We start from the raw sequence: 25,164 nt of genomic DNA on the forward strand, positions 1-25,164 counted from the left end.
TCAGAGCCCGCCCTCTTTTTCCCACGGACGGACCGAACGATCCCTCTTCATCCGGTGAGCGCCGGCAACCACGATTCTGTCGCCCGGGCTGAGTTCTCCCCGAACAAGCACGCCATCGTTCATTTTCTTACCCGGCTCGACATCCACCGGCTCGACGCTGCCCGTGTTATCGCCATTCTCACCATCGGCAGCAGCCACGTATCGCCAAACCACGCTAGTGCCGGGTTCTGCGTCAGGTGTTACAAGCGCCGCGGTTGGTATCAGCCACGACGGGGCGCTCTCTCCAGCCAATGTGCCGTAATCAAGCAGAACGGTCGCGCTCATCCCCGAAAGCACTGTGATGTCCTCGGGTTCAGGGAGCGTTACGGTAACCTCATAACTGAGCGACCCCTGAGAGGCATTGCTGTCATGCTCTTTGTAGCTCGCGGCGTAGCGTTTATCGGGAAGCTCGGGAAACTGTACCCAGGCGATAGTGTTGCCATTGGCGCGAACGTTCCTGGATCTCTGTGGCTGAAGGCGGCGGACCTGTTGTTCAGGCATCTGGAACGAGACGTCGATAGAGCCGGGCCGTTGCAGTTCGGCAATGGCCTGCTGCGCTGATACAACCTGAAAGACATCCACCGGCACCCGCGAAATGACGCCACCAAATGGCGCTTTGAGAACGGTATAGGAAAGTTGGTCCTCCGCGCTGGCCAGTTGCGCTCTGGCAGAGAGGTACTCGGCCTCGGCCTCATCGAAACGGGCCTGACTGATGGCCTGGCGCTCCAACGATATTCGCATTCGCTCGAAGGTGGCCTTTGCCAGATTGAAGTTTGACCGGGCGTTTTCCAGGCGGGTTCTTGCGTCCCGATCGTCCAGGCGGGCAACGACCTCCCCTTTTTCCACAGTGTCGCCTGCTTTAACGGCCAGCTCTTTCAGCTCTCCTCCCACTCTGAAAGAGAGTTCTGAATGGTCAGACGCCGAGACTCTGCCCGGATACTGATTGAGCGTGCCTGACTGCGCCTGCTCCAGCGTCATGAGCTTTACCGGGTAGACGGTTTGCTGTGTCAGAGGGGGCGCCTCCGCCGAACATCCCATCACCAGGAGGCTCGAAAGCATTGCAAGCGCTTGTAGGCCTCTCAAGGGCATGGCGGTACTGACCATCTTGAATTTCATAACGCGTCACTCTCCAGAAAAAAATCAGGTATTCCGACGATCGGCAACCGCATCCCAAGCCATATCAAACGCTAATTCGATATGCTCATCGGTACCTTCGAACGACCCTTGCAGGCATCGTTGTACGAGGTGGTAAATCGGGCGGAACATAAACGTTTCGAGAAGTGGAAAAGGTACCGGTTTGATCAGCCCGGATTGCTTTCCCTGATCAACTGCATTCAAAAGATTTGCGGCTCGGCTTTCGTTTCGTGCCAGGATCTCGGGAGTCATCCAGGCAGAATGCGTGAACGTCTCGTGGTAGCGGAATAGCTCCGGACGCTCAAGGCCGATCCGGAACAGTGTGTGCCACTGGCGTCGCAGTCCTTCACGCAGATCTTTCCCGCGAGAAAAACTGTCCAGCGCCGCATCAATGACCTGATCGCTGACGTAATAAAATGTCGCCAATAAAAGCTGTTCTTTATCTTCGTAATAGATGTACAGCGTGGCTGGTGACAAACCCGCAGCCTTGGCTATCTTGCCAACCGAGGTTGCTGAAAAACCGTGATCTGCTACTTCCCTCACGGTAGCCTCCAGGAAGGCTATTCGTTTCGACTCGTCTCTTTGCCGCATTCGCTTGCTCAACGCATCAGTACTGTAGTCCAAAAATAAATGAACATTCACTTATTTTCAAACCAAAGTTTTGGAGGAACTTTTCTACGGTCAGCATTACGATGCCGGAAAGATCTAGTGCTAGTATGAGCAACCTGCGATCAAACGCGGTCTTTCATTCCCTGATACTATCGGTCGCCACGGTCTCGCGAAAAGGCTCTCAATGCAGACAGCAACAACCAGCAAAGCGCAAGACTCCCTGATTAGTCCCGTCCTTATTGCCGGCTGTATCATTATTCTGGTGAGCTTTGCGGTAAGGGCTTCCTTTGGTCTCTTTCAGTTACCCATCGCTCTAGAGTTTGCCTGGCCACGGGAATCTTTTTCTCTGGCGATTGCTATCCAGAACCTGTTCTGGGGTATCGGGCAACCCATTTTTGGCGCACTGGCAGAGCGATTTGGCGACAGAAAGGCGATCTTTGCCGGGGGACTCGTTTATGCGCTGGGGCTGGTACTGTCCGCATTCGCAGTCACGCCGGGACAGCATCAACTTCTCGAAGTGCTTGTAGGTTTTGGGATTGCCGGAACGGGGTTCGGTGTCATTCTCGCGGTGGTTGGTCGTGCGGCGCCTGAGAAACACCGGTCGATGGCGCTGGGGATTGCCACCGCGGCAGGTTCTGCTGGCCAGATCGTAGGGCCACCCGTTGCACAGATGTTGCTCAGCAAGATGCCATGGCAATCGGTGTTTATGGTGTTTGCCGGCATCATTCTGGTGTCTATGTTCGCGCTTCAAATGATGCGTGCGCCCGAGCGAATCCAGACTACAGCCAGTGATGAGTCCATGGGCCTTGTGCTCAAGCGGGCCCTGAAAGACCCCACTTTCTGGTTCATCTTTATCGGCTTTTTTTCCTGCGGCTATCAGCTTGCTTTCATCACCGCCCATTTCCCGGCGTTTATTACCGAGATGTGCGGCCCTATCTCACCAGATAGCCTGTTGTACGTACTCGGAGTGACTTCTGCGTCCGGGCTTGGTGCCATCTCGATCGCTATCATCGGCTTTTTCAATATCGGGGGCACATTGTTGGCAGGTTGGCTTGGGCATCGCTTTTCTCGAAAGTACCTGCTGGCCCTGATTTACCTGTTGCGTACGCTAGTGTCAGCCGCGTTCATTATCACGCCCATTACACCGGAGACAGTCGTTCTATTCTCGGTTGCCATGGGCTCATTGTGGCTGGCGACCGTTCCGCTGACATCCGGCCTGGTGGCACATATCTACGGCTTGAAGTACATGGGCACGCTTTACGGCCTGGTCTTTTTCTCCCATCAACTGGGTGGTTTTCTGGGTGTTTGGCTCGGAGGGTCCATGTACGACATCTATAACGACTACACCATCGTATGGTGGGTTGGCGTAGGTGTTGGCGCGATATCCGCCCTGATCCATCTCCCCGTGAAGGAATTTCCTTGGGCCCAAAGAGCGCAAATGGCGCAAGCTGCCTGAAGATCGTTATCTGGCAGAGACATTGCCTGACCTCATTGCATAAGGTTGCTGGCAAACTGTTGACGATATAGCCCTGGAGTTGTGCCCGAGCGAACGCGCGCATTGGAAAAGGAATATGGAAATCTCGATTCTTACCCTTGATGAGGATTTCAAATTGGGTGATACCGATGAGAGAACCGCGCTCTGGCGGCCGAGGCAACCTGATAATCGACGGCAAACCGGTCGCAGGATTCAGTAACGCCGAGAAAGCCGCCGCCGGGCTTACCGGTGTGGTTCCGTATCTGCTTCGGGACGAACGCGTGAAAAGCGGAGCCGATGAACAGCCTGTCGCATCATTCAGAATGATGATTGATATATCTCGTCCGAATTACTCCACCCGGCCAACGGGCGGATATACTACCAGCTCTTGTACACAAAATTTCCCGAGGATGCTATGAACACACTTTTTACTCCCCTGAAAATGGGCGCCAGTGAATTGGCCAATCGGGTCTTCATGGCCCCCCTCACCCGCGTCCGTGCCGACGCTGATCACGTTCCCACGGATATGATGGTTGAGTATTACGCCCAGCGTGCCTCTGCCGGCCTGATCATCACTGAAGCGACCATGGCTATTGAAGGCAATTCGGCCTTCTGGCGCGAGCCCGGTATCTATTCCGAGGCGCAAGTTGAAGGCTGGAAGAAAGTCACTGATGCGGTACACGCCAAAGGTGGCAAGATTTATCTGCAAATCTTTCACGGTGGCCGCGCCTGCCACCCGGTGTTAAACAACGGCAAGGATCCGGTAGCGCCCAGCGCCATTGCCATCACCAGCGATGAAGTGCACACACCGGAAGGTAAGAAGTCCTACACGGTTCCCCGCGCACTGGCCGACAGCGAAATCCCGGCCATCATCGACGGTTTCCGCACCGCCGCCGAGAATGCCAAGCGCGCCGGCTTTGACGGTGTTGAGGTTCATGGCGCCAACGGCTATCTGCTGGACCAGTTCCTGCGTGATAGCTCCAATCATCGAGAAGGCCCCTACGGTGGCCCGATCGAAAATCGCGCCCGACTTCTGCTGGAGGTGATTGAAGCCGTATCCGGAGTGTTCGGTTCCGAGAACGTCGGTGTTCGACTGAGCCCCCTCAACAGCTTTCAGAGCATGAAGGACAGTGATCCGGTCGGTCTGGTTACCTGGCTCGCCAAGCGCCTGAATGACTACGGCTTGGCCTTTGTTCATTTGATGCGCAGTGACTTTTTCGGGGAACAGCAAGCGGACGTCATTACTCCGGTCCGCGAACACTTCAAGGGCAAGTTGATCCTCAACATGGGCTACACCGGTGAAGAAGCAGAACAGGCCATCGAATCCGGACTGGCCGACGCTGTCGCCTTTGGCGTGCCCTTCATTGCCAACCCGGACCTCCCGGAGCGCCTGAAGCTTGGCGCCGAGCTCAATGAAGCAGATCCGGCGACTTTTTACTCCCAGGGTGCGGAAGGGTATATTGACTACCCTTACCTTGAAGAATTAGCTGAAGCATAACGTCGAGAGGGGGCTCTTAGCCCCCTTTTTCGTTGCGCAGAACACATGACCTTTGATGGTTGCCGCCGGCGCTTACCTGGCCAGCCGGCACTAACACAGTTTTGATCTATACCTGCACCGAACGACTCAGAAACTAGGTATTGGAGCTGCCAGCCAAGCTGAACCGTGAACACGGTTTAACCGTTGTTATGTCGCTAAACGACTTAAATCAGGCCGCGCAATTTGCAGACCATATCGCGATCATGGCCAAGAGCGAATGGCCGGCCATTCTGCTCAGGTTATGCCGCTGCACTCAAAGTCCCGGAAACCGCCATAACATAAATCAAGTTTGACATACTTAAGAGATAGCTTGCTCACCATCAAAGGTATAAAATTTCGCCCGTTCGGGCTGTCGCAGGCCACCTTTCGACAACTAGTATCAGGCGCCCTAGCCTTATGACCGTTTTAGATATCACACTCATCACGCTTGCCATACTCGCGCTGCTTGGCGTTATCTTTGAAGAAATCATCCACATTAACAAGGCAAAAACGACCCTGTTTTTTGGAACCTTGAGCTGGATGCTGCTGTTTTTGTTCAGTGGCAGCACAGACGAAACCGCCGTTGTAAGTGCGGGTTTGTCGGAAAGTATTGCCGAGATTGCCGGGCTATGGCTGTTTCTGGTTGCGGCTATGACGTTTGTTGCTTACCTGAACAAAAAAGGCATGATCGAAAACATGATCTATTTGATCATGCCCCGGCACGTTACCGAACGCCGTTTGCTGTTTTTGACCGGCCTGTTCTGCTTTCTGTTTTCCTCTTTGGCAGACAATATTACTGCCACCCTGGTCTCGTGCTCGCTGATTCTTTCATTAAACCTAGAGCTTAAGAAGCGCCTGCAATTCGTTGTTTTAGTTGTTTTTTCGGTTAACTCAGGCGGGGTTTCGCTAATCACCGGCGATGTCACCACGTTAATGATATTCCTGGCCGAGAAAGTTGAGATTCTGACACTGCTTACACTGGCGATTCCAGCCTCTATCACGGTGTTCATACTGGCTGTGCTGCTGTCCCGCGGTCTGGATGGCACGGTAGAGTTGAAAGGAAGCACCACTGACGTTCGAACCGTAGACGCGGTGATTGCCGGGCTTTTCTTGGTCACCATTATCGGGACAATCACCGTAAATGCGCTGTTCAGCGTACCTCCGGTACTCACCTTTTTGTTCGGTCTTTCGATCATGTTCCTGGTATCCCGCTTCATGAGCGACGACAACGATCTGGACCCGATCCTTGAATACATTCGAGTCATCGAATTCGAAACCTTACTGTTCTTCCTCGGCATCTTGTTGCTGGTGGGTATGCTCAAGGAAATACACGCTCTGGATTCTTTGGTTGCCATATACGATGTGCTGCCGCCGATATACGCCAACTACCTGATGGGTATTTTCTCTGCGGTGATCGATAACGTACCGTTAACCGCTGCCTTGCTGAAAGCCGGCATCGATATGAGCCCGGCCGAGTGGATGGGGCTAACGTACGCGGTTGGTGTCGGTGGTTCACTGCTGGTGATTGGTTCTGCCGCCGGCATTGTCGCCATGAGCAAAATCGACGGTTTGACCTTTGGTTCGTACATGCGTTTTGTCGTACACCTGTTGCTGGCGTATTCGATGGGGTATGCGGGGGTACTGATTCTGGGGCGTTTTGTCTTGGCGTAACAAAAAATGCCCGTAGGCCGAGGCCATACGGGCATTCAGGTTTAGGCGAGCTAGGTCAGAAGTTAAACTGAACCCCCAAGCCAATGCCGTCTACCGTTACGTCGTCGTCATCGTAGTAGCGCATGTATTCGAGGTTGCCTGATACGTTTTGGGCCATGGCGAAGTTAATGCCGGCGCCGTAAGAGAAATCCGAACCATCGTCGGATTCGGTGCCCGCCTCAAGCTCTGCTCGGGTAAAACCAATCACCGCGTACGGCGTAACCGGGCTTTCGTTTACCATATTAAAGGTTGCGTAACCCCCGAAGAAATTATCAATCTCCACATCTACGCCATAAATGTCATCATCGGTAGCGCCAAAGCCAGCCCTTGCCTCCAGCCCGATATACTCGTTGGCCATTACGCCAACCTTGCCAGAAATCGTTCCGACGTCTGCGTCTTTATTGATATTGTCGAAATCAACGTTCATGAAGGTGTAATTAAGGCCCGCATACAACCCGCCAACTCCAGACTTATACATGTCTGCAGCTGATGCGGTACTAGCCATAGCTAAACCGGCGGTTGCAATCGACGCAATCAGCACGTTTTTTCTAATAGTCATCAGCGTTCTCCTCAGCATAATCAGAGTTGTTGTTGCTTCTTTTAACTTGGACGATCAACTCCGATAAGGCCATAGGGGAAAGCCAAATTTAATGTCTTTTAATTTTCCGTTAATACTCTGCCGAAAGCGCTGTTTCCTTGCGGTTGCACGGCACGGGGGGTATCCTTCCGCATCTCACTGTTAGCTGTTTTGGGCGTCTCTTGAGAAACCTTAGTCCTGTCATTCTAATCGTTAGCATCATGTTTATACTTCTCAGTGTATTCATGACGTTACCGGTTGCTTTGCTGTTTTTTACACCCGAGGGTGCGCCCAATGCCACTGCGTTCGCAGAATCGGCAGTCCTGGTGTTTTTGCTTGGGGTGATCGGTGTGCTCTGTACCCGTCACCGCTCCAGAGACCTGAAGCCTCGTTACATGTTCGTGCTGACCGTCTCCAGCTGGTTTATTATTTCAGCGTTATCCGCAGTGCCTTTTTACTTCAGCGACAACGGGCTTTCCCTCGCCGATGCCTTTTTTGAAGGCACCTCCGGAATTACCACAACGGGTGCAACGGTAATAACCGGGCTCGACGATTTCGATAAAGATTTGCTGCTCTGGCGCTCAATCCTTCAATGGCTGGGCGGCATTGGTATCATCGGCATGTTCGTTGCGGTGTTGCCATTCCTGCGTGTCGGCGGTATGCGCCTATTCGCAACCGAATCCTCCGAGTGGACAGACAAAGCACTTCCGCGCATGAAAACCCTGAGCCGGGGCCTGCTGATTGTCTACGTGGTGTTTACTGCGGTTGCTGTGCTCACCTATTGGGCATCGGGCATGTCGTTGTTTGATGCCTTTAACCACGGTTTAACCAGTATCGCGACCGGCGGGTTTTCAACCTCTGATTTTTCGATGGGCAAGTTCAACGACCTGATTCTGGCGGAAGCCACTTTTTTTATGATCCTTGGCAGTCTGCCGTTCTTCCTGTTTGTTCGGGAAATGCATGGCCAGCACTTTGCCCTGTTCCGGGATCAGCAAGTGCGACTGTTCCTGACCATTTTGCTGACGATTCCTGCGCTATTAACACTCTACCGTTGGTGGGTAGCGGAGGATTATTTTGACCCGCTGCACAACTACATATCCGTGCTGTTTAACGTAACCTCGGTGATCAGTACTTCCGGTTATGCCTCAGAGGATTATTCCGCCTGGGGGCCATTGGCGTTCGTACTGTTTTTCTTCCTGATGTTCGTAGGCGGGTGTTCCGGCTCAACCGCAGGCGGGATGAAAATCTTCCGATTCCAGCTGTCTTTGATGGTTCTTCGGGAACAGCTGCTGAGGCTTTTGCATCCGCGCGCGGTGTTCACCCGAAACTACAACGGCAGATCCGTCAGTGACGAAATCATCTCGTCGATGATCGCCTATACCTTTATGTTCCTGCTCTGCTTGCTGCTAATCACCGTACTGCTGGCATCATTGCAATTGGATTTCATTACCTCGCTGTCTGGCGCTTTGACCTCGCTGACCAACGTTGGCCCAGGCCTGGGCGACATCATCGGCCCTGCAGGAACGTTCGCGCCGCTACCAGACGCGGCAAAATGGATTCTGGCCGTAGGCATGCTGATGGGGCGGTTGGAAATTCTAAGTGTCGTGATTGTGTTATCACCTGGGTTCTGGCGCGGCTGATCGTACCGCGCCAGATACTTGCTCAATCAGATTCTGTTTCCATGCTTTCTGTATGCCGGCGCGCAGCCAAAGCGTTCATCACCGGATTGGCATACATATCCAGCAAATACTTCCGGCCGGCTTCATCGCACTCTTCCATGCGCTTATTTATTTCTGCTTTCGCTGCTTCTCGTTCTTCGTTCGAGTAGGTGCCTGCAGCAATGGTATCGATGCCCACGGTGTTTGCTGTTTCGGGCATTTCAACCTGCAGGTTCCGCATTTCATACGCTGCAAGGTTGGATGCATGCAGGTGGTAGTTGGCGTGCATCACATGATCAATATGCGTTGCCAATTCTTTCGGTGTGTCCGGCGCTTGTGATATCGGTGCCCCGAAGTGCACGTGAACATGCCCTTTCGGCCCCGTCAGCCCTTTCATGATTTGCGCGGAATCTTCGCCTTCTGCTTTCTGATACTCACCGGTACGCTCACGAATTTCCAGCTCCCGGGCCTTGTCTACGTCACAGGGGTCGTATTCATAGGAGATAGACACAGGCACAATATGCAATCGGCTAAGCGCCTCACCAAAACCCAGCCCTGACTTTTTCTTGCTCATGTAGAACATTTTGATAATAGCCGGGTCGGTCGCGTCGATTCCGTTTTTCGCACGGCCCTCGCGCTGGGCAATCCACACGCTGTGATTGGTATCAATACTGTGGTTAATAAACCCGGAAAGGGTCAGGTAAGCATCACGCATCTCACGTGGGCTGGTGATGTTACGGCGCACCAGAAAGCTTTTGTTAAGCTTCATCATTTCGGCAAACACCCGGTTAGACAGCAGGTTGTCGCCGATAGCGATTCGGGTTGTCTGAAACCCGTTCTGGAACAGCAGGTAGTTAACGATCATCGGATCGCAAACGATGTCCCGATGGTTCGAGATAAACAGATGAGCATGGGTCTTGCTCAGGTTTTCAAGCCCGCTATGGGTCACCTTAGATGTGGTATTGCCCACCAGATCACCCACGTACCCCGATAAACTCATTTGCAGGTCGTCGATCGTATTGATGCCGCCAAAGTGACTCATTAACCAACGGCGTATAAAGAACCGCAATGGCGCGGGTGCCCAGGCAGCCAACCGTGGTGACCTGAAGCGGCCGATCATATTCAGGAATTCAGAATCATTAACCAGACGCTGAATAGTGGGAGCCGTTTCTTCGTCTGAATAGGGGCGAATTGAGTCAAATTCCTGCATGCGGGCCCTGTTGTTGTTCGCGAATGTTAATCGAAAGTTTTAACGGTGCGATATTGTAGCCGGTCTATCACCGGTTTTCCTCCACCTAAACGCCTTGGGCCTCTATATCTGGTATGATTCCCAGCCTGAAATTTACCCTGCCCAAAAGGCCAGCGCCCATCATGTACCACGATCATGACTTCGAGCAATTAGCCAAAGAGCGCCCATCGGTTTCCGAGAAAAGTCCGGAACAGGTGCTTCATGAGGTTTTTGGCTATGAAAGTTTTCGCCCGTTACAAGGCGACATCGTTCGAGAGGTCATTAATGGTGGCGATGCACTGGTACTGATGCCCACCGGCGGTGGTAAATCGCTGTGCTACCAAGTGCCGGCGTTAGTCCGAACCGGCACAGCTATCGTGATTTCACCATTGATTGCGTTGATGCAAGATCAGGTAAACGCGTTGCGTGAACTGGGCGTGAAAGCCGCGTTCCTGAATTCATCGATGGATTTTGAACAAGCCCGCGCCACCGAATACGCACTGATGACCGGCGAGCTGGATCTTCTTTACTGCGCGCCCGAGCGCCTGATTCAACCTCGCATTATTGAGCTGCTACACAACGCGTCGCTGTCGATGTTCGCTATTGACGAGGCGCACTGCGTGTCGCAATGGGGGCATGATTTCCGGTCCGATTATCTGCAGCTCAGCATGCTGGCCGAAGAATTCCCCGGTGTGCCCCGCATTGCCCTCACAGCCACAGCAGATGAGCGCACTCGCAAAGAAATCGCAGAGCGCCTCTCGCTCACCAACGCGCGGCACTTCGTCAGCGGTTTCGATCGCCCGAACATTCAATACCGTATCACACCAAAAACGAATGCAAACAAGCAGTTGCTCGACTTTATTAAAGCTGAGCATCAGGATTATTGTGGCATCGTGTATTGCCTGTCACGAAATAAGGTAGATGCCACCGCGAAATTGTTGGCCGATAAAGGCTATACCGCACTGCCCTATCATGCTGGCTTGTCCAGCGAAGAGCGGTCGCGGAATCAGGAGCGTTTTCTGCGGGAAGACGGTGTGATTGTCGTTGCGACCATTGCCTTCGGCATGGGGATCGACAAACCCGATGTGCGATTCGTTGCCCACCTTGATTTGCCGAAAAGTCTGGAAGCCTACTATCAGGAAACCGGCCGTGCCGGTCGGGACGGGAAGCCTTCAACCGCATGGATGGTTTACGGTTTGCAAGATGTGATCAAACTGCGCCAGATGTTGGAAACCTCCCAAGGCAACGATCAGTTCAAACGGGTTGAACGTCAAAAACTGGATGCCATGCTGGGGCTCTGCGAAGTTACCCAGTGTCGTCGGCAGGTACTCCTTCGCTACTTTGGCGACACCTTGGAGGAACCTTGCGGCAACTGTGACACCTGCCTCACTCCACCGGAAACCTGGGACGGCACGGTTGCCGTTCAGAAAGCGCTGTCGTGCGTATTCCGGACCGGCCAGCGCTACGGCGTGACCTACCTGATTGATGTGCTGCGAGGTTCGAGCAACGAACGCATCCTTCAGGCCGGTCACCAAGACATATCAACCTTCGGTATTGGCACCGAGCTGTCTGCCAGCGAATGGAAATCGGTATTCCGGCAACTGGTGGCAAACGGCTACCTGCGAGCAGATCCAGACGGGTACGGTGCCCTTCAATTAACCGAGATGTGTCGTCCGTTATTAAAAGGCGAACAAAAGATCGAGCTACGAAAAGATCCGGTCGTAAAGAAATCGTCCGGCAGTGGTTCCGGCAAGCGCAGCGGTGCCAACGTCAAAGAACAAATCACCGACCAGGCTGGGTGGGATGCTCTGCGAGCTTGTCGAAAAGAGCTGGCGGACAAGCAAGGTGTGCCGCCCTATGTGATCTTCCACGACACCACCTTGTTCGACATGCTGGAACGTCGACCAAACTCGCTGGACGAATTGGCTGAAGTCAGCGGCGTGGGCGCAGCGAAGCTGGAAAAATACGGCGATATTTTCCTGCAAGCGCTGCGCGAGATTGCTCAGTCCTGAGGCTTGAAACCCTTCTTGCGCACCCGGTACTGGGCGTAAGAAGTGGCCACGTGATTACCGTCTTTGTCTTTTAGCACGCCTTCGAGCGTAAACTTACCTCGCCCTGTTGCGTCGGCTTCCGCCAATACGGCGGCAACGGTTTCTTCAGGAAGGGTAAATTCCACCTCTACATCTGAGTCCGCAGGCTGCAAGAATTCCAGAGTCATGCTTTTCAGAATCGGGGTGTAGGCAGGGCCAAGATCAAACAGCGCCAAAATGCCGCCCGGAATTTCAGCCACCAGAAAATACGCACCCGCGTACAGGCTGCCGAAGTGATTTTTATTGCCCTTGAGTTTTATCTTCGCACGAACATAACCCGGGCGAACTTCCTGCACCGAGAAGCCGTTACGGGTGGTAAACGGAATTGCCATGCCCACAATGCGATTGATTGCGGTATAGCTGCCGGTCTTCTTGATCCACTCCAACGGCTGCAACAACGTTGCGTTTGCATCGGTGTGTCCAACCCACTGCCCCGCAGTGCCAATAAGCTTATCAATGACCGCCATAGTGTGGCTCCTGTAATTGTTGAGGCAGGAATGATTGCAATACTGTTGCTTTGGTTCAAGAAACTTCGTGAGTTATCACGTACATTTCGTGCAAATGAATCATTTTACGGTAATCTGTAAACCAACACTCTGAACGAGTGACAGTGTTCCCCGCTAAAAGAAGGACTTTGAGCTTGGCACCACTCAATAGGAACCAACGAGTTAAGGCGCGAGGTTTACTGGGTTTGCTCTGCGCTGTGGTGTGTCTACCGCTTGCCGCAGAGGCACCGGTTACAGAGGGCTCCAAAGATTACACTCTTTGGTATCGCAATTACGATAACCCGGCCATATACACCCTTGTTGAGCTGGCCTTCAAGAAAACACCGGAATACGGAGGCTTTCGCCTCATTCGGAGTGAGGAATTAAGCCAAGGGCGCGCCCTTAGAGAACTCGCTAGCAACAACTCTACTCTTGTCGATATCGCGAACGTGGCCACATCACCGGATCGCGAGAGCGCACTAACGCCCATTCCAATTCCTGTGGACGGCGGGCTTCTAGGTTTTCGGGTCTGCTTGGTATTGCCGGAAAACCTTAGAAAGTTCCACGGCATTACCGGCATAGAAGACCTCTATTCACGCAATATCCGCATTGGCCAAGGGGCACACTGGCCAGACACGCCTATTCTGGAAAGCAACGGTGTTAGCGTAATCACCCACACGCGTTACGAAATCCTGTTCGGCATGCTGAAAAATCGGCGATTCGAATGCTTTGCCCGAGGTATCAGTGAGGTGATGTTCGAAATGGAACGTGAAGACGCGAAAGGACTGGTGATTGAGCCTACTCTCCTACTGGCTTATCCGATGCCTTCTTATTTGTTCGTGGCGCCGGCCGATCATGAAACCGCTCAGCGAATACAGCTGGGGCTGGAACGTGCGATCCGTGACGGTAGTTTTGCGATTTACCTGAAACAGTCTTTCGGCGAGAGTGTCGCCAGCCTAAACCTGAACCGCCGGACAGTGATCGCGCTGAAAAACCCGAACCTGACGGACGATTCTGAGTATGTCGCAAGGCGAATACTGGACAACCTCAAGCGCCGGATTGATTACCTGACCGACGATCAATAGAGACAACGCAGCCATCCTTGGCCTGATGAGAAATCAGCTGATTTACTCGACCTTAAACCGGCTCACTCTATCGTTAAGCGTGTGGCCGATGGTTTCAATCTGACTGCTGTACACATCATTTTCGCTTGTGGCCTCTGCCGCAGCCTGGCCTTGCTCGGCAATGCGTGTAATAGACGCATTCAGTTCTTCGGTAACAGACGTCTGCTCTTCGGAAGCCGTGGCAATCTGAGAGGTCATCTGGCTAATCGACGTAATGGCTTCAGCAATTCGATTCAACGAGTCCATCGCATCCTGCGCTTTTTCCATGCTTACATTCGACACGGCTGTGGAAGCTTTCATCACATCAACCGCATCGTTTGCACCCTTTTGCAGGCGCTCGATCATATTGTTGATCTCTTCGGTGGATGCGCGAGTGCGCTGCGCCAGGTTTCTTACTTCGTCTGCCACTACCGCAAAGCCACGCCCGGCTTCGCCCGCACGGGCCGCTTCAATTGCAGCGTTCAGCGCCAAAAGGTTGGTTTGCTCCGCAATGCCCTGAATCACTTCAAGAACGGTAGTAATGGAGGAAACGTCCTGACCAAGCTTATCAATCACTTCGGCCGCTGCCGTAATCTCATGAGACAGCTTTTGCACCGCATCGCGAGAGGCGGCAACGGTTTCCCGGGAGTCCAGGCTTTCATGGTCGGCCTGCTCGGCAGCTTCTGCGGTCTGTTGTGCGCTTTGCGCAATTTCGTTCGCAGCGGCTGACATCTCATTGATGGCGGTAGCGACCATAGTGATCTCGCCTTGCTGCCCTTCCACACTTTCGCGACTGTTGCTGGAGGTCTGACGGAGTGAGGTCACGTTCCGGGACAAGTCCTCGCTGCCCTCTTTGACTTCACTCACTACTTGCTGAATGTTCGAAACAAACTTGTTGAAGCTGCTCGCGAGAGTTCCAAATTCGTCGCTGGCACTGTCATCAAGGCGTTGAGTGAGGTCTGCATCACCGGATGCAATGTCAGACATGGCACCGTTCAAGCGACGCACCGGAGCCATCAATGCTCGAATGCCAAAGTGCAGAATGATCAGGGCAAGGATCAAGCCGACGAAGGCGATGACCAGGCTGGCCATTCGTGCATCGACAACAGGCTGGGTGATTTGATCCCAGTTGACCACGGAGCCAATGTACCAATCCACACTTCGGGCATCCGAAATTGGGAAAAACGCGACACTCCATTCTGTGCCATCACGCTCAAATTTTGCCGGAGTACCGTCTTTTTCTGGCTTATACCCCAAGAAATCCCGGGCGCTTTTACCAATTAAAGACTGGTCCGGGTGAAACAAAATGGTGCCATTATCATCTATCAACATGGCATAACCGGCATCACCGAGGGTGATCGAGGCCAATAGCTTCTGGATGACATTCAAGCTTATGTCCATGCCAGCAACGCCTTCAAAGTTACCGGTAGAAACCGGGGCGATGGCAGAAATCAAAGTTTCACCCGATTGCGCGTCCTGATAGGTGCCGGTAAAAGACACTTTCCCTTCCACTCGGGCCTGCTCGTACCAAGGGCGTTCCCGGGGATCAAAGCTGGCACTCAGCGCTTGTTCGGAAGCCCTGGACCGCATGATCATTCGTCCATCGGTGGTGCCAACGTAGACATCTTTCGCGTTACCACCTTCCGTCATCGTGTTTAGCAATAGGCGCGCCTGCTCATCCGTTTCGATGCTGGAAAGAGCTTTCGCGGTCGCGCTGGTCATATCCAAACGGGTGTTCAGCCAACCGGCAATGCTTGCTGTGCTCTGCTCAATGGCCCCATCTAACATGGCAAACACATAAGTGTCTGTGGTTTTCTGGATCTGTCGATCAGAACTAAACGTGAAAACAGCCATGATGACGGCGATCAGAACGCCGACAGCCACCAGCAGTTTCTGCCCGAATGAGAGTTGCACGATGAAAGTTCCTCCAAGGAATTAGCGGTGCGCGATTTTAATCCAGTTGTCTGTAAGGCACAGTTACCAAGTGTATCGGCGCCCCCCCACGGTTCTTTAGGTGAGCGTGTAGGTGCCTGCATACTCTGCTAATATTCGACGCATCATCGTCTTTTGCCGATGCTGAACCCCAACGGAGAGAGCTTGCATGGCCCACGAAGATCTGCACCTGAATCTGCGAAACCTCACCCTCGACGACTACAGCGAACTACAGGCGTTGATGGACGATGTGTATGACGACATCGGGGGCGCCTGGCCTAAAGACACGATTAAAACACTGGTGGAACAGTTTCCGGACGGGCAGGTTTGTATAGAAGAAAGCGGCAAACTGGTGGCGGTTGCCCTGACCGTATGCGTGAAATACGAAAGGTTCAGCAACCCCCACGCCTACGACGACCTGATTCTTCGTAACGAAAAGATTTGGCACAACCCAAACGGCGATTCGTTGTACGGCCTGGACGTTTTCATACATCCCGAGTACCGAGGTTATCGTTTGGGCCGCCGCCTGTATGAAGCACGCAAAGAACTCTGCCGCTCCATGAACCTGAGGGCGATTCTCGCCGGTGGCCGCATCCCCAACTACTTCAAATATGCCGATCAATACACGCCGGAAGAATACATTCAGCGAGTAGACCGGAAGGAAATCTACGATCCGATCCTAAGCTTCCAGCTGTCCAATGATTTTCAGGTCACCCGGTTAATGCACAAGTATCTGCCTGAGGACGAGAAATCACTGGGCTACGCCACGTTGCTGGAATGGCGGAACATCCTATACCTGCCACCCACGTCGGTTCTGGACGTCAAGAAAACCCAGGTTCGTATGGGGGCGGTTCAGTGGCAAATGCGAGAGTTCACGTCGGTAGATGAAGTGCTTAAACAAGTGGAGTACTTTGTTGATGCCCTGTCTGATTACAAAAGCGACTTCGCTTTGTTTCCCGAGTTTTTCAATGCGCCATTGATGGGCCTGACCGACCAAATGGACCAAACCCGGGCCATTCGCTTTCTGGCAGGATTCACCGAGCAATTTCGTAATGAAATGTCAGACATGGCAGTCAGCTACAACATCAACATCATCACCGGCTCTATGCCCCTGATAGAAGACGACCGCGTTTACAACGTTTCGTACCTGTGCCACCGCGATGGCCGCGTTGACGAACAACGCAAGATTCACATCACCCCGCACGAGCGGCGCGACTGGGTGATCGAAGGTGGCCATGAATTTAACGTATTTGAGACGGATGCCGGCCGGGTCGCTATCCTTATTTGTTATGATATTGAATTCCCCGAGTTGGGCCGCATTGCCGCTGCCAAAGAGGTCGATATCATTTGCGTCCCTTTCTGGACCGATACCAAAAACGGCTATCTCCGGGTTCGGCATTGTGCTCAGGCTCGCGCCATTGAAAACGAATGCTATGTTGTGATCACGGGCAGTGTTGGTAACCTGCCGAAGGTCGAGAACCTGGACGTACAATATGCCCAGTCATCTGTATTTTCTCCGTCAGACTTTGCTTTCCCGCATGATGCGGTGATGGCCGAGACAACACCTAATACAGAAATGATCATGTTTTCAGATATGGATCTGGACAAACTCAAGTTGGTGCGCAATGAAGGCTCAGTAACCAACCTGCTGGATCGTCGAGTCGATCTATATCAAATCAAAACGCGCGAACCATCGGTATCATAACGACCGTGAAAAATGGGTGTAATTGCCAAATGCACACAGTCCGTCTATGGTTCAAATTACGCCCGTTTCAAGTTTTCGCCATTAGGAACAGAGAACAGGTTTCATGAATAAAGCTTTACCGGATCTTGTTGCCCATTTTCGTTACCGACATAGCTTCTTCCGCCGCGAAGACGTGCATGCTCGTTTGTACGAATTAGACAGCTTCGGATGCGTCATGAAAACTGATAAGCCTTTCGAACCAGGCGATACGGTTACGCTTGATCTTGTGCTGAAAATGCCTCTCGATGACATTCGGGCTCTGGGAATTTCCGGCCTGGTCACAGAGAAGAGAAAACACTGTAGCAACTTCTTTTACTCGATTGATTTCATTCATCCTGATTCGAATGAAAACTCTCCGCTAAGTGAGAAACTACGCCGTATTAGAGAACTGCTGTACAAAAAACAGTCTCTCAGATCACGCAGGGCTGGTGGCCCTACAACATGGTCACGGCAAACAGCCTGATTGTTTTCTAAAGACGCCTATCCAGCAAGGAGATAGCCTGATGGCAAAGAAATCCAAGCCAAGCATTGACGCAATCGTTAAATCAGTGAACAAAGAGTTCGATAAAGCATCCAATCAAATTGAAAGTTTAATCAACGATGCGCTCAAGCAGTTGGACCAACTGCAAACCCAGGTGCAGGAGCCGGTTCGTAAACTTCTTAAAGAAGTTGAAGAGCTGAAAGAGCGTGAGATCGGGCGATTTAACGACGAGCTTGAGCGACGCATGAACGATTTCCACGAGCTACAAACCAGCTTGCTGGATAAATTGGGGCTTGCGTCAAAAGAAGTTGAAACAGACGTTAAGAAAGCCGCCAAGACCACCGCAAAGAAGGCAAAAAACGCCGCAAAGCCTGCAAAACCCGTTGCGAAGAAGCCGGTGGCAAAGAAAGCCCCGGTTAAGAAACCCGCGGCCACCAAGAAGCCAGCAGCCAAAAAAGCAGCCAAGCCGGTTGATACATCCGATTTAACGCTCGTCAAAGGTATTGGCCCGGCCACCGCCAAAAAGATGAAGGATGCCGGCATCACTTCGATTGAACAGATCGCCAACCCCAGCGATGCCGACAAGAAAAAACTGGAAGGTTTTAAAAGCGTAAAAGGCTTTGACAATCTTTCCAACGAAGCGAAAAAAGTTCTTTAATTTACCGCTCCACCGACAAGCGCCAGGGCTTTCTCCAAGCTCTGGCGTTCTTGATCTGGCTCGAAGGTTTTGGCAAGCGCTACCACCCTCGTCTTAAGCTCAGCCAGAAAAGCCCCGTCCGTTTCGGTGCGGGTCATCAGCTCCGCTAAAGCTTTATCGTCTTTTACGGGGAAGTACCCCGGGTAATCTTCGCCAAGCAAACCTCTGTTGCCCGGTATGTCTGACGCCAGTATCGGCAATTCAGCGCGGCAGGCTTCAGAAATGACATTTGCACCACCCTCCATAACCGAGCTGATCACCATTACACTGCTAACCGCGATCAAAGTTGATAATTCGGGACGGTTCAGCTCCCCTAACCAATGAAACCGCGGATTGCTTCGGCTTTCCTGCAGGGCCAGCTCCCGCCATTCCTCGCTGTGAGGCTTGCCCGCGCAAGACACGATGATGTTCGATTCGTCCGGAAGGTGGCGGGTGGCGATGGCCGCCCTCAAAGAGTCCTTCTCATCACGCAGATGCCCCAGCACACAGACATGGAACTGCCCGGGCTCCAGGCGGGAGCCGCCAAGTACATCCGGTTTATCAGCGGATTGGCGCAAGGTCAGCAGCTTATCCGCGTAACGTTCGGGAATATCCTGAGCCACAAGATCATGCAAGCCGATTAGAAGATCTGAAACATCCATCGACTCGTAAGTGACTTCAGGGTATTCATGCTGGTGGTAATAGATGTCTGTGCCGGTAAGCACCACAATTAATAGTGATTCGGGCCAAGCTGCTTTGAACGCTTTGATGGCGCTTGCGCTACGCCATGCATGAAGAGCAATGAGCAGATCACATTGCGCACCCTGATATTCCGTTTCGACCCTAACCTGATGCCCAGATTGCTGAAGCAAACGTTGCCATCGAAGTGCTGTTGCGCGGTTGCCAGCTTTGGAATCCGGCCCTGCCGGGGTAATAATGATGATGTACATAATCGCCACGTTCAGAGGTTTCAAGGATTCTGCATCGGTAGATGCGTTAGGTAAAGTATTGACTTGGAAAGCGGTTCATCAATAACGTATTTCAAGGTATCCTGAAGCGGATATTGGCACCCGCCTTTCCCTCGCTGACCTGAAATAACAAAGGAATGAATACCATGGCGATGAAACAATTGCGCAAGTGGTTAGCCACTGGCTTTATCTCAATGTCTGTGTTTTCAGCAGCTCAAGCAGAAACGTTTATTTTCACCGCAATTCCGGACGAAGACGAAACCAAACTGGTGGAGCGTTTCCAAGGCGTGGCGGATTATCTGGAAGAACAACTGGATGTAGACGTTCGCTATATTCCGGTGAAATCCTATGCGGCGGCCGTGTCAGCATTTCGAAATAATCAGGTGCAGCTCGCCTGGTTTGGCGGCCTGTCTGGTGTTCAGGCTCGCCGGTTGGTTGATGGCTCCGAAGCTATCGCCCAAGGCGTAGAAGACGAAGCGTTCGAGACGTATTTTATCGCCAATACCGAAACCGGTATCGAGCCTTCCGATTCTTTGGAAAGCCTTGAAGATAAGCTTCGTGGCAAAACCTTTACCTTTGGTTCCAAAGGCTCGACTTCCGGTCGGCTGATGCCAGAATTCTACATTCGCGATACGTTCGGCGAAGCGCCGGATTCCGTTTTTTCCCGCGTTGGCTTTAGCGGCAACCACACCCGTACGCTTCGCCTGGTTGAAGCTGGCACCTACGAGGTTGGCGCGCTGAACTTCCAGGTTTGGGAAAAAGAGTTAGCCGAGGGCAACATCGATACTGACGCTGTTCAGGTTATCTGGAAAACACCTGCCTACCCGGACTACCAGTGGACCATCCGTGGTGATGTTAACGAAACCTTCGGAGAAGGCTTCAAAGACCGCGTCACCGAAGCCCTACTGGAATTGGATGACCCGGCCCTGCTGGAAAGCTTTCCCCGGTCCGGGTTTATTCCCGCCTCTAACGACGATTACGAACCAATTCGTAAAACCGCCGTTAACATTGGAATTCTGGATTAATGTCAGAGTTTGATTTTCATGGCCTGACAGCCAGTTTTGAAGGACAGCGGGTTATCGGCCCGCTGTCTTTTCACGTCAATGAAGGTGAGCACATTGCGTTGGTCGGCAAAAGTGGTGCGGGCAAATCAACGCTGATTAAAGTAATTTACGAACGCCTGCAGCAAGAAGCGTCACTAATCCCGCAAGGTTTAGGGCTGGTTAATGCCCTGCCCGTGTTTCACAACGTGTTTATCGGCCAGCTTGACCAACACCCAACCTGGTATAACACGCTGACATTGCTTCGCCCGTTTTCGAAGGACAAAAAGGCCGTCAAAGCCTTGCTGGACGAGCTTTCGATCTCAGAAAAGCTTTGGATACCGGCTGCAGCACTGTCTGGCGGTCAGCGCCAACGTGTGGCGATTGCCCGTGCACTTTACCGCCAAGCGCCCATACTGTTAGCTGACGAACCCATTTCAGCCTTGGATGGCCCTATGGCGCACACAGCCCTAACATTACTGACAGGCCGCTTTAATACCAGTATTGTTGCGCTCCACGATGTGGAGATGGCGCTGGCCTACTGCGACCGGATTATCGGCATTCAAGATGGCCAGATTGCGTTGGATGAACCAGCAGCCAATCTGGTAGCGTCTGACATTGCTTCGATTTACTGACCGGTCGTTCTGAATCCATGTTCGCCTACCCTACCGTCCGCACCAGCTTTATCTTCCTGGCCATAGCGCTAGCAGGATTGTTGGTGGCCGATATTGCCATTACCACAGCAAACCCTTGGCAAGATCTAGGTAGATTGTTCTGGGGTGTTGTAACCCCCAACTTTTTCAGCACAGAAGGCCTTTTAACAGCGCTTTTACGCACGGTAGCATTTGCGTTTGTGGGTGTCGCGCTTGGCAGCGTGTGCGGTTTCGCGCTCTCGCTGGTGTATCGCTTTTTACCTGTACGCATGTTCTGCGCGTTCATTCGTTCTATTCATGAGCTGTTCTGGGCACTGATCTTTTTGCAGTTTTTCGGCTTTCACCCACTCACCGGCGTATTGGCGATTGCTATTCCGTACGCGGGCATTTTTGCCAAAGTGTATTCGGAAATCTTCGAAGAATCCGACCCCGAACCGAGCCGACTTCTGCCGCCTGGCACGCGGTCTATTCCTGCTTTTCTTTACACCAAAATTCCAGATTGTTGGGTACAGCTGAGAACCTACACTGCGTATCGCCTTGAATGCGGCATGCGTTCTTCCGCCATTCTCGGGTTTGTTGGACTGCCCACACTGGGCTTCTACCTGGAGTCGTCCTTCTCGCAAGGCCTGTATTCCGACGCTGGCGCCATGCTGGTACTGTTTTACATTTTGATCGCCACCATGCCCCTGTGGGTGCGCCCCAAGCTGCTTCCGGCATATGTACTGGCGGCACCGTTCTTCCTTGGCGATGGCATGCCCATCATTTGGGGCAACGTAAAACGGTTCTTTACCGAAGACATTGTTCCGGCCCCCATTCGCAACGGTGAAGGCTTAGTCGGACTTTCCGAATGGATGGGCGATGTCTGGATAAACGAGGCTCTGCCCGGAATCTGGAACACCGTAGTCCTCACCCAGATCGCTCTGGTGGCTACTGGCATATTGTCGCTATTAGCCTTCCCTCTGATATCCAGGCATTTCGGGGGCCCGGTTCGACGCACCTCTGGCCATATCTTGTTAGTAATCGCCCGTTCGACCCCCGAATACATTCTTGCGTATATCCTGCTTCAGCTTTGGGGGCCCTCCATGCTTCCCGCAGTGGTTGCATTGGCGCTCCATAACGGCGGCATTATTGGCCATCTGATTGGTCGGCAGACCAACACCATTCAGCTTCGCCCCGATGCACCAACCGGCCTGTCTCGCTATAGCTGGGAACTGGTACCCCGCGTGTACCGCTCCTTTTTGGCGTTCCTGTTCTACCGATGGGAAATCATCATGCGGGAAACGGCCATTTTGGGTATTTTGGGTATCTACACACTGGGCTTTTATGTAGACAGCGCCATTCAGAATATCCGTTTCGACCGGGCCATGGTACTGATCCTCATAACAGCGCTTCTTAACATTGGCGTAGACGCACTTGGCCGCTACATTCGCCGCAAGCTCGCCCTGAAAACCATGCCCACCTGCTGAACGACCTCGTCATTGGGACGAAGATCACAGATCAACAAGACTACGGACAATCTGCAGCGAACTGTGGCCTGGGTTGCACCTGGCACCCGTTACGCAATGTTACAATCGCAAGCGTTAAACGGTGCATCCATCTTGTGATCAGGAAACTAAGGCAATGGTTTACGGAGTCGTAGCAATAACTCAGATTGGGCTTCTGTTGTTGGTGGGTTTGCTGGGCGTGCGCGTGTACTCTTTGAGCCGGCAGGAGCTTGCTCAAGCTCACGGCGCCATTACACCAAGTAAACTCGATGTCCACGCCCCCGCGAACAAGCGCCGTGAAACGCCAGCAAAAGATACGACTCCCATGGCTCTGGACCGCGCGGAACTGTGCTCGAAGCTTCATATCCTGGCGGGTTTGCAGGAGCGGGATTGCCAACTGAAGGGTTTAAACTTAACCGAAGCACCCCAAGCCGTTCAAACCTATGCAACTGCCTGGCTTTACGGAGCAAGCTGCTCTCTATGCCCGAAGGTTGTGCGACATTCAGAGGGGTTAGCCGGCCTTGTTGCGGGTATCGCCAGCCGTAAAATCGGTATTCGCCAATCGGATGCCATTCAAACCCTGTCTACGCTAACGAGCAGCAGCATACTTTTAGCGTGTTACCGGGCTGGGCTTGAAGGCGCAGAATTCTGGGAACACAATCACCATGTACCCGCGGCGTCTAGTTTGTATGACGCAGTTACCAGCAATGCGTTTATCTAGATTTCTCCAGCTCCCAATCTGTGCCTAGTGAGACAACCTCGGTAACCTGGCTGGAGCCCGCCAATACGCCAGTCAGCGATGGCTTGCTGTAACCGCCCTCTTCCGTGTGGTCCATGGAATCGACATCCACCGCCCGAACGATCCAGCACTGACCGTTAGCGATTACCCGCGAGCGATGGCTCAAGCCGAACACGAAGCGGCAGTAATCGAGCTTGAGTTGCAGCAGGTCTTGCTCGGTTTTTCGAATTTTCCGTAGCAGTACCTTCTGTACACTTTCTCCGTAATCCATCACTCATTCTCCGGAAGTAAAAGCATCGGAAATTTAACTACGTTTTCGCTTGAAAGAATAGGATCGGCGACACACTTCCCAACTTTTCCTGCCCGCTTTGCAAATCAATCTGCCACACCATCTCTGAGCCGGTGGCACATAACGGGGCTTCGAATTCAGCAACAAACCGGGAGTCTGATTGCTGTTTCAGGGGCACTGGGTATTCGCCCATGTACATGGAACGCCCCCGTAACACGGCCAGAAAGCGTTCAGGCGCACCGGGGGCTTCCACGGCCAGAGAATAAAGATGCTGCGCCGGGCTACCCTGCCGGGACTCCAGACTCACCTGCCATTGCCCCTCGGGGGTGCTCCAGACACAGGGGCCAGCCAGCAGATCGCATTCAGCGCGGGCGACTTCGTCTTCCGGGTTACCCTCAGGCTGCAGGGCCCAAAACGCCATTCCAATCACCGCGATCAGACAACCGAACACACTTACAGCACGTAACATCATCAGCCCCAGTTTGTATGCAAGCTCACATTATGGGGATATGTGCGCACAAGGCAAAGGTTTCTAAACTGCCGCCACCATGAGAAAATGTGCGGCTTTCTGGTTTGAGTCACCCACATAAACAGGACACTAGCCGTGCAGCCGGATATCTCCATAAAGAACCTGAACAAGATTTATGAAGGTGGTTTTCAGGCGCTCAACGATATCAATCTGGACATCTACCCGGGCGAAATCTTTGCCCTGCTCGGCCCTAACGGTGCCGGTAAAACAACGCTCATTTCCATCATTTGTGGCATCGTAAACAAAACCAACGGTCACGCGACCGCTGCCGGCCACGACATCGTCAAAGAGTATCGGAAAGCCCGGGAGGCCATCGGCTTGGTGCCCCAGGAACTGAACACCGATTCGTTCGAAACGGTCTGGCACGCGGTGTCATTCAGCCGAGGCCTGTTCGGTAAACCTCCGAAGCCGAGCCACATTGAAAAAGTTCTGAAAGACCTGTCCTTGTGGGACAAACGCGATAGCCGAATTATGGCTCTCTCGGGCGGCATGAAACGCCGGGTTATGATCGCCAAGGCGTTGTCCCACGAGCCGCGCATTCTGTTTCTGGACGAACCCACAGCAGGCGTAGACGTAGAGTTGCGCCGCGATATGTGGGAAATGGTTCGTAAACTTCGGGAAAACGGCACCACCGTTATCCTGACGACCCACTACATCGAGGAAGCCGAAGAAATGGCCGACCGGATCGGGGTGATTCGTCAGGGCAAGATCATTCTGGTGGAAGATAAAGATCGATTGATGTCGAAACTCGGCAAGAAGGAACTGCGTTTACACCTTCAGAACAAGCTTGACGCCGTGCCCGGCGAGCTGACACTGGAACCGGTAGAGCTGTCCGACGATGGCTACCAGCTGATTTACACGTTCGACTCTCAGAAGCAACAAGCAGGTGTGGCCAGATTGCTACGTACTCTGGGTGATTTGGGTATTGAGTACCGTGATCTTCAGACACGGGAAAGCTCTCTGGAAGAGATATTTGTTGGCCTAGTGAACGAATAAAACCGCGCCC

At 52.8% G+C, this 25,164-nt stretch carries 22 protein-coding genes; 13 read left to right on the plus strand and 9 right to left on the minus strand.

Annotation, left to right across the window (positions count from 1 at the left end; all coding sequences use genetic code 11):
• Positions 1 to 1,155 (minus strand): efflux RND transporter periplasmic adaptor subunit, encoded by a 1,155-nt coding sequence (locus tag MWU64_RS14120; protein ID WP_247065023.1) that lies wholly within the window; start codon positions 1,153 to 1,155, stop codon positions 1 to 3.
• A 24-nt stretch (positions 1,156 to 1,179) separates the two neighbouring features.
• Complete coding sequence (locus MWU64_RS14125; RefSeq protein WP_247065024.1) at positions 1,180 to 1,716, minus strand: TetR/AcrR family transcriptional regulator; 537 nt, start codon at positions 1,714 to 1,716, stop codon at positions 1,180 to 1,182.
• A gap of 250 nt (positions 1,717 to 1,966) precedes the next feature.
• On the opposite strand from MWU64_RS14125, the gene MWU64_RS14130 reads away from it, so the two are divergent.
• The 3 genes from MWU64_RS14130 to nhaD all read left to right on the plus strand — a co-directional run bounded on the left by MWU64_RS14130 (position 1,967) and on the right by nhaD (position 6,443).
• Positions 1,967 to 3,238, plus strand: coding sequence for an MFS transporter (locus tag MWU64_RS14130; RefSeq protein WP_247065025.1), 1,272 nt, complete (start codon positions 1,967 to 1,969; stop codon positions 3,236 to 3,238).
• Positions 3,239 to 3,671: 433 nt separating this feature from the next.
• Positions 3,672 to 4,754 carry an alkene reductase gene (locus MWU64_RS14135; protein ID WP_247065026.1) on the plus strand — a complete coding sequence of 361 codons (1,083 nt, stop codon included), beginning with the start codon at positions 3,672 to 3,674 and terminating at the stop codon, positions 4,752 to 4,754.
• A 435-nt stretch (positions 4,755 to 5,189) separates the two neighbouring features.
• The gene (gene nhaD, locus MWU64_RS14145) at positions 5,190 to 6,443 is read left to right on the plus strand and encodes a sodium:proton antiporter NhaD (protein ID WP_247065027.1); all 1,254 of its coding nucleotides are present in this window, start codon (positions 5,190 to 5,192) and stop codon (positions 6,441 to 6,443) included.
• A 55-nt stretch (positions 6,444 to 6,498) separates the two neighbouring features.
• Here nhaD and MWU64_RS14150 read toward each other — a convergent pair whose 3' ends face one another.
• The gene (locus tag MWU64_RS14150; RefSeq protein ID WP_247065028.1) at positions 6,499 to 7,041 is read right to left on the minus strand and encodes a porin family protein; all 543 of its coding nucleotides are present in this window, start codon (positions 7,039 to 7,041) and stop codon (positions 6,499 to 6,501) included.
• 239 nt (positions 7,042 to 7,280) lie between these two features.
• On the opposite strand from MWU64_RS14150, the gene MWU64_RS14155 reads away from it, so the two are divergent.
• Positions 7,281 to 8,699 (plus strand): TrkH family potassium uptake protein, encoded by a 1,419-nt coding sequence (locus tag MWU64_RS14155; protein ID WP_247065029.1) that lies wholly within the window; start codon positions 7,281 to 7,283, stop codon positions 8,697 to 8,699.
• A 22-nt stretch (positions 8,700 to 8,721) separates the two neighbouring features.
• On the opposite strand, the gene MWU64_RS14160 is transcribed toward MWU64_RS14155, so the two are convergent.
• A complete protein-coding gene (locus MWU64_RS14160; RefSeq protein WP_247065030.1) occupies positions 8,722 to 9,927 on the minus strand; it encodes a 1-acyl-sn-glycerol-3-phosphate acyltransferase in 1,206 nt (401 codons plus the stop codon).
• 161 nt (positions 9,928 to 10,088) lie between these two features.
• Here MWU64_RS14160 and recQ point away from each other — a divergent pair, with 161 nt between their 5' ends.
• Complete coding sequence (recQ, locus tag MWU64_RS14165; protein ID WP_247065031.1) at positions 10,089 to 11,957, plus strand: DNA helicase RecQ; 1,869 nt, start codon at positions 10,089 to 10,091, stop codon at positions 11,955 to 11,957.
• Here recQ and MWU64_RS14170 read toward each other — a convergent pair.
• A complete protein-coding gene (locus MWU64_RS14170; protein ID WP_247065032.1) occupies positions 11,948 to 12,502 on the minus strand; it encodes a YiiD C-terminal domain-containing protein in 555 nt (184 codons plus the stop codon). The two genes, recQ and MWU64_RS14170, sit on opposite strands and share 10 nt — an antisense overlap.
• A 173-nt stretch (positions 12,503 to 12,675) precedes the next feature.
• Here MWU64_RS14170 and MWU64_RS14175 point away from each other — a divergent pair, with 173 nt between their 5' ends.
• Complete coding sequence (locus tag MWU64_RS14175) at positions 12,676 to 13,605, plus strand: hypothetical protein (protein ID WP_247065033.1); 930 nt, start codon at positions 12,676 to 12,678, stop codon at positions 13,603 to 13,605.
• 42 nt (positions 13,606 to 13,647) lie between these two features.
• Here MWU64_RS14175 and MWU64_RS14180 read toward each other — a convergent pair whose 3' ends face one another.
• Positions 13,648 to 15,537, minus strand: a complete 1,890-nt coding sequence (locus tag MWU64_RS14180; RefSeq protein WP_247065034.1) for a methyl-accepting chemotaxis protein — start codon at positions 15,535 to 15,537, stop codon at positions 13,648 to 13,650.
• Positions 15,538 to 15,724: 187 nt separating this feature from the next.
• On the opposite strand from MWU64_RS14180, the gene MWU64_RS14185 reads away from it, so the two are divergent.
• Together MWU64_RS14185 and MWU64_RS14195 are read left to right on the plus strand one after the other, a co-directional pair.
• The gene (locus MWU64_RS14185) at positions 15,725 to 17,260 is read left to right on the plus strand and encodes a bifunctional GNAT family N-acetyltransferase/carbon-nitrogen hydrolase family protein (protein ID WP_247065035.1); all 1,536 of its coding nucleotides are present in this window, start codon (positions 15,725 to 15,727) and stop codon (positions 17,258 to 17,260) included.
• A gap of 542 nt (positions 17,261 to 17,802) precedes the next feature.
• A complete protein-coding gene (locus MWU64_RS14195; protein ID WP_247065054.1) occupies positions 17,803 to 18,438 on the plus strand; it encodes a helix-hairpin-helix domain-containing protein in 636 nt (211 codons plus the stop codon).
• Here the strand turns inward: MWU64_RS14195 and senB are convergent.
• On the minus strand, positions 18,435 to 19,430 hold the full coding sequence (senB, locus tag MWU64_RS14200) for a selenoneine biosynthesis selenosugar synthase SenB (RefSeq protein ID WP_247065037.1): 996 nt from the start codon (positions 19,428 to 19,430) through the stop codon (positions 18,435 to 18,437). The two genes, MWU64_RS14195 and senB, sit on opposite strands and share 4 nt — an antisense overlap.
• A 140-nt stretch (positions 19,431 to 19,570) precedes the next feature.
• Between senB and MWU64_RS14205 the strand changes: the two genes are divergently transcribed.
• The 4 genes from MWU64_RS14205 to MWU64_RS14220 all read left to right on the plus strand — a co-directional run bounded on the left by MWU64_RS14205 (position 19,571) and on the right by MWU64_RS14220 (position 23,322).
• Positions 19,571 to 20,449, plus strand: coding sequence for a putative selenate ABC transporter substrate-binding protein (locus MWU64_RS14205; RefSeq protein WP_247065038.1), 879 nt, complete (start codon positions 19,571 to 19,573; stop codon positions 20,447 to 20,449).
• Complete coding sequence (locus tag MWU64_RS14210; RefSeq protein WP_247065039.1) at positions 20,449 to 21,099, plus strand: ATP-binding cassette domain-containing protein; 651 nt, start codon at positions 20,449 to 20,451, stop codon at positions 21,097 to 21,099. The genes MWU64_RS14205 and MWU64_RS14210 overlap by 1 nt, the downstream gene beginning before the upstream one ends.
• A gap of 17 nt (positions 21,100 to 21,116) precedes the next feature.
• A complete protein-coding gene (locus MWU64_RS14215; protein WP_114333772.1) occupies positions 21,117 to 22,583 on the plus strand; it encodes an ABC transporter permease in 1,467 nt (488 codons plus the stop codon).
• Between the two features lie 154 nt (positions 22,584 to 22,737).
• Positions 22,738 to 23,322 carry a hypothetical protein gene (locus tag MWU64_RS14220; RefSeq protein WP_247065040.1) on the plus strand — a complete coding sequence of 195 codons (585 nt, stop codon included), beginning with the start codon at positions 22,738 to 22,740 and terminating at the stop codon, positions 23,320 to 23,322.
• Here MWU64_RS14220 and MWU64_RS14225 read toward each other — a convergent pair.
• Positions 23,315 to 23,611 carry a hypothetical protein gene (locus MWU64_RS14225; RefSeq protein ID WP_247065041.1) on the minus strand — a complete coding sequence of 99 codons (297 nt, stop codon included), beginning with the start codon at positions 23,609 to 23,611 and terminating at the stop codon, positions 23,315 to 23,317. The two genes, MWU64_RS14220 and MWU64_RS14225, sit on opposite strands and share 8 nt — an antisense overlap.
• 37 nt (positions 23,612 to 23,648) lie before the next feature.
• Complete coding sequence (locus MWU64_RS14230) at positions 23,649 to 24,098, minus strand: hypothetical protein (protein WP_247065042.1); 450 nt, start codon at positions 24,096 to 24,098, stop codon at positions 23,649 to 23,651.
• Positions 24,099 to 24,233: 135 nt separating this feature from the next.
• On the opposite strand from MWU64_RS14230, the gene MWU64_RS14235 reads away from it, so the two are divergent.
• The gene (locus tag MWU64_RS14235) at positions 24,234 to 25,154 is read left to right on the plus strand and encodes an ABC transporter ATP-binding protein (protein WP_114333768.1); all 921 of its coding nucleotides are present in this window, start codon (positions 24,234 to 24,236) and stop codon (positions 25,152 to 25,154) included.
• Positions 25,155 to 25,164 lie beyond the last annotated feature (10 nt).

Source organism: Marinobacter sp. S0848L (genome assembly GCF_023016065.1).
Taxonomy (GTDB): Bacteria; Pseudomonadota; Gammaproteobacteria; order Pseudomonadales; family Oleiphilaceae; genus Marinobacter.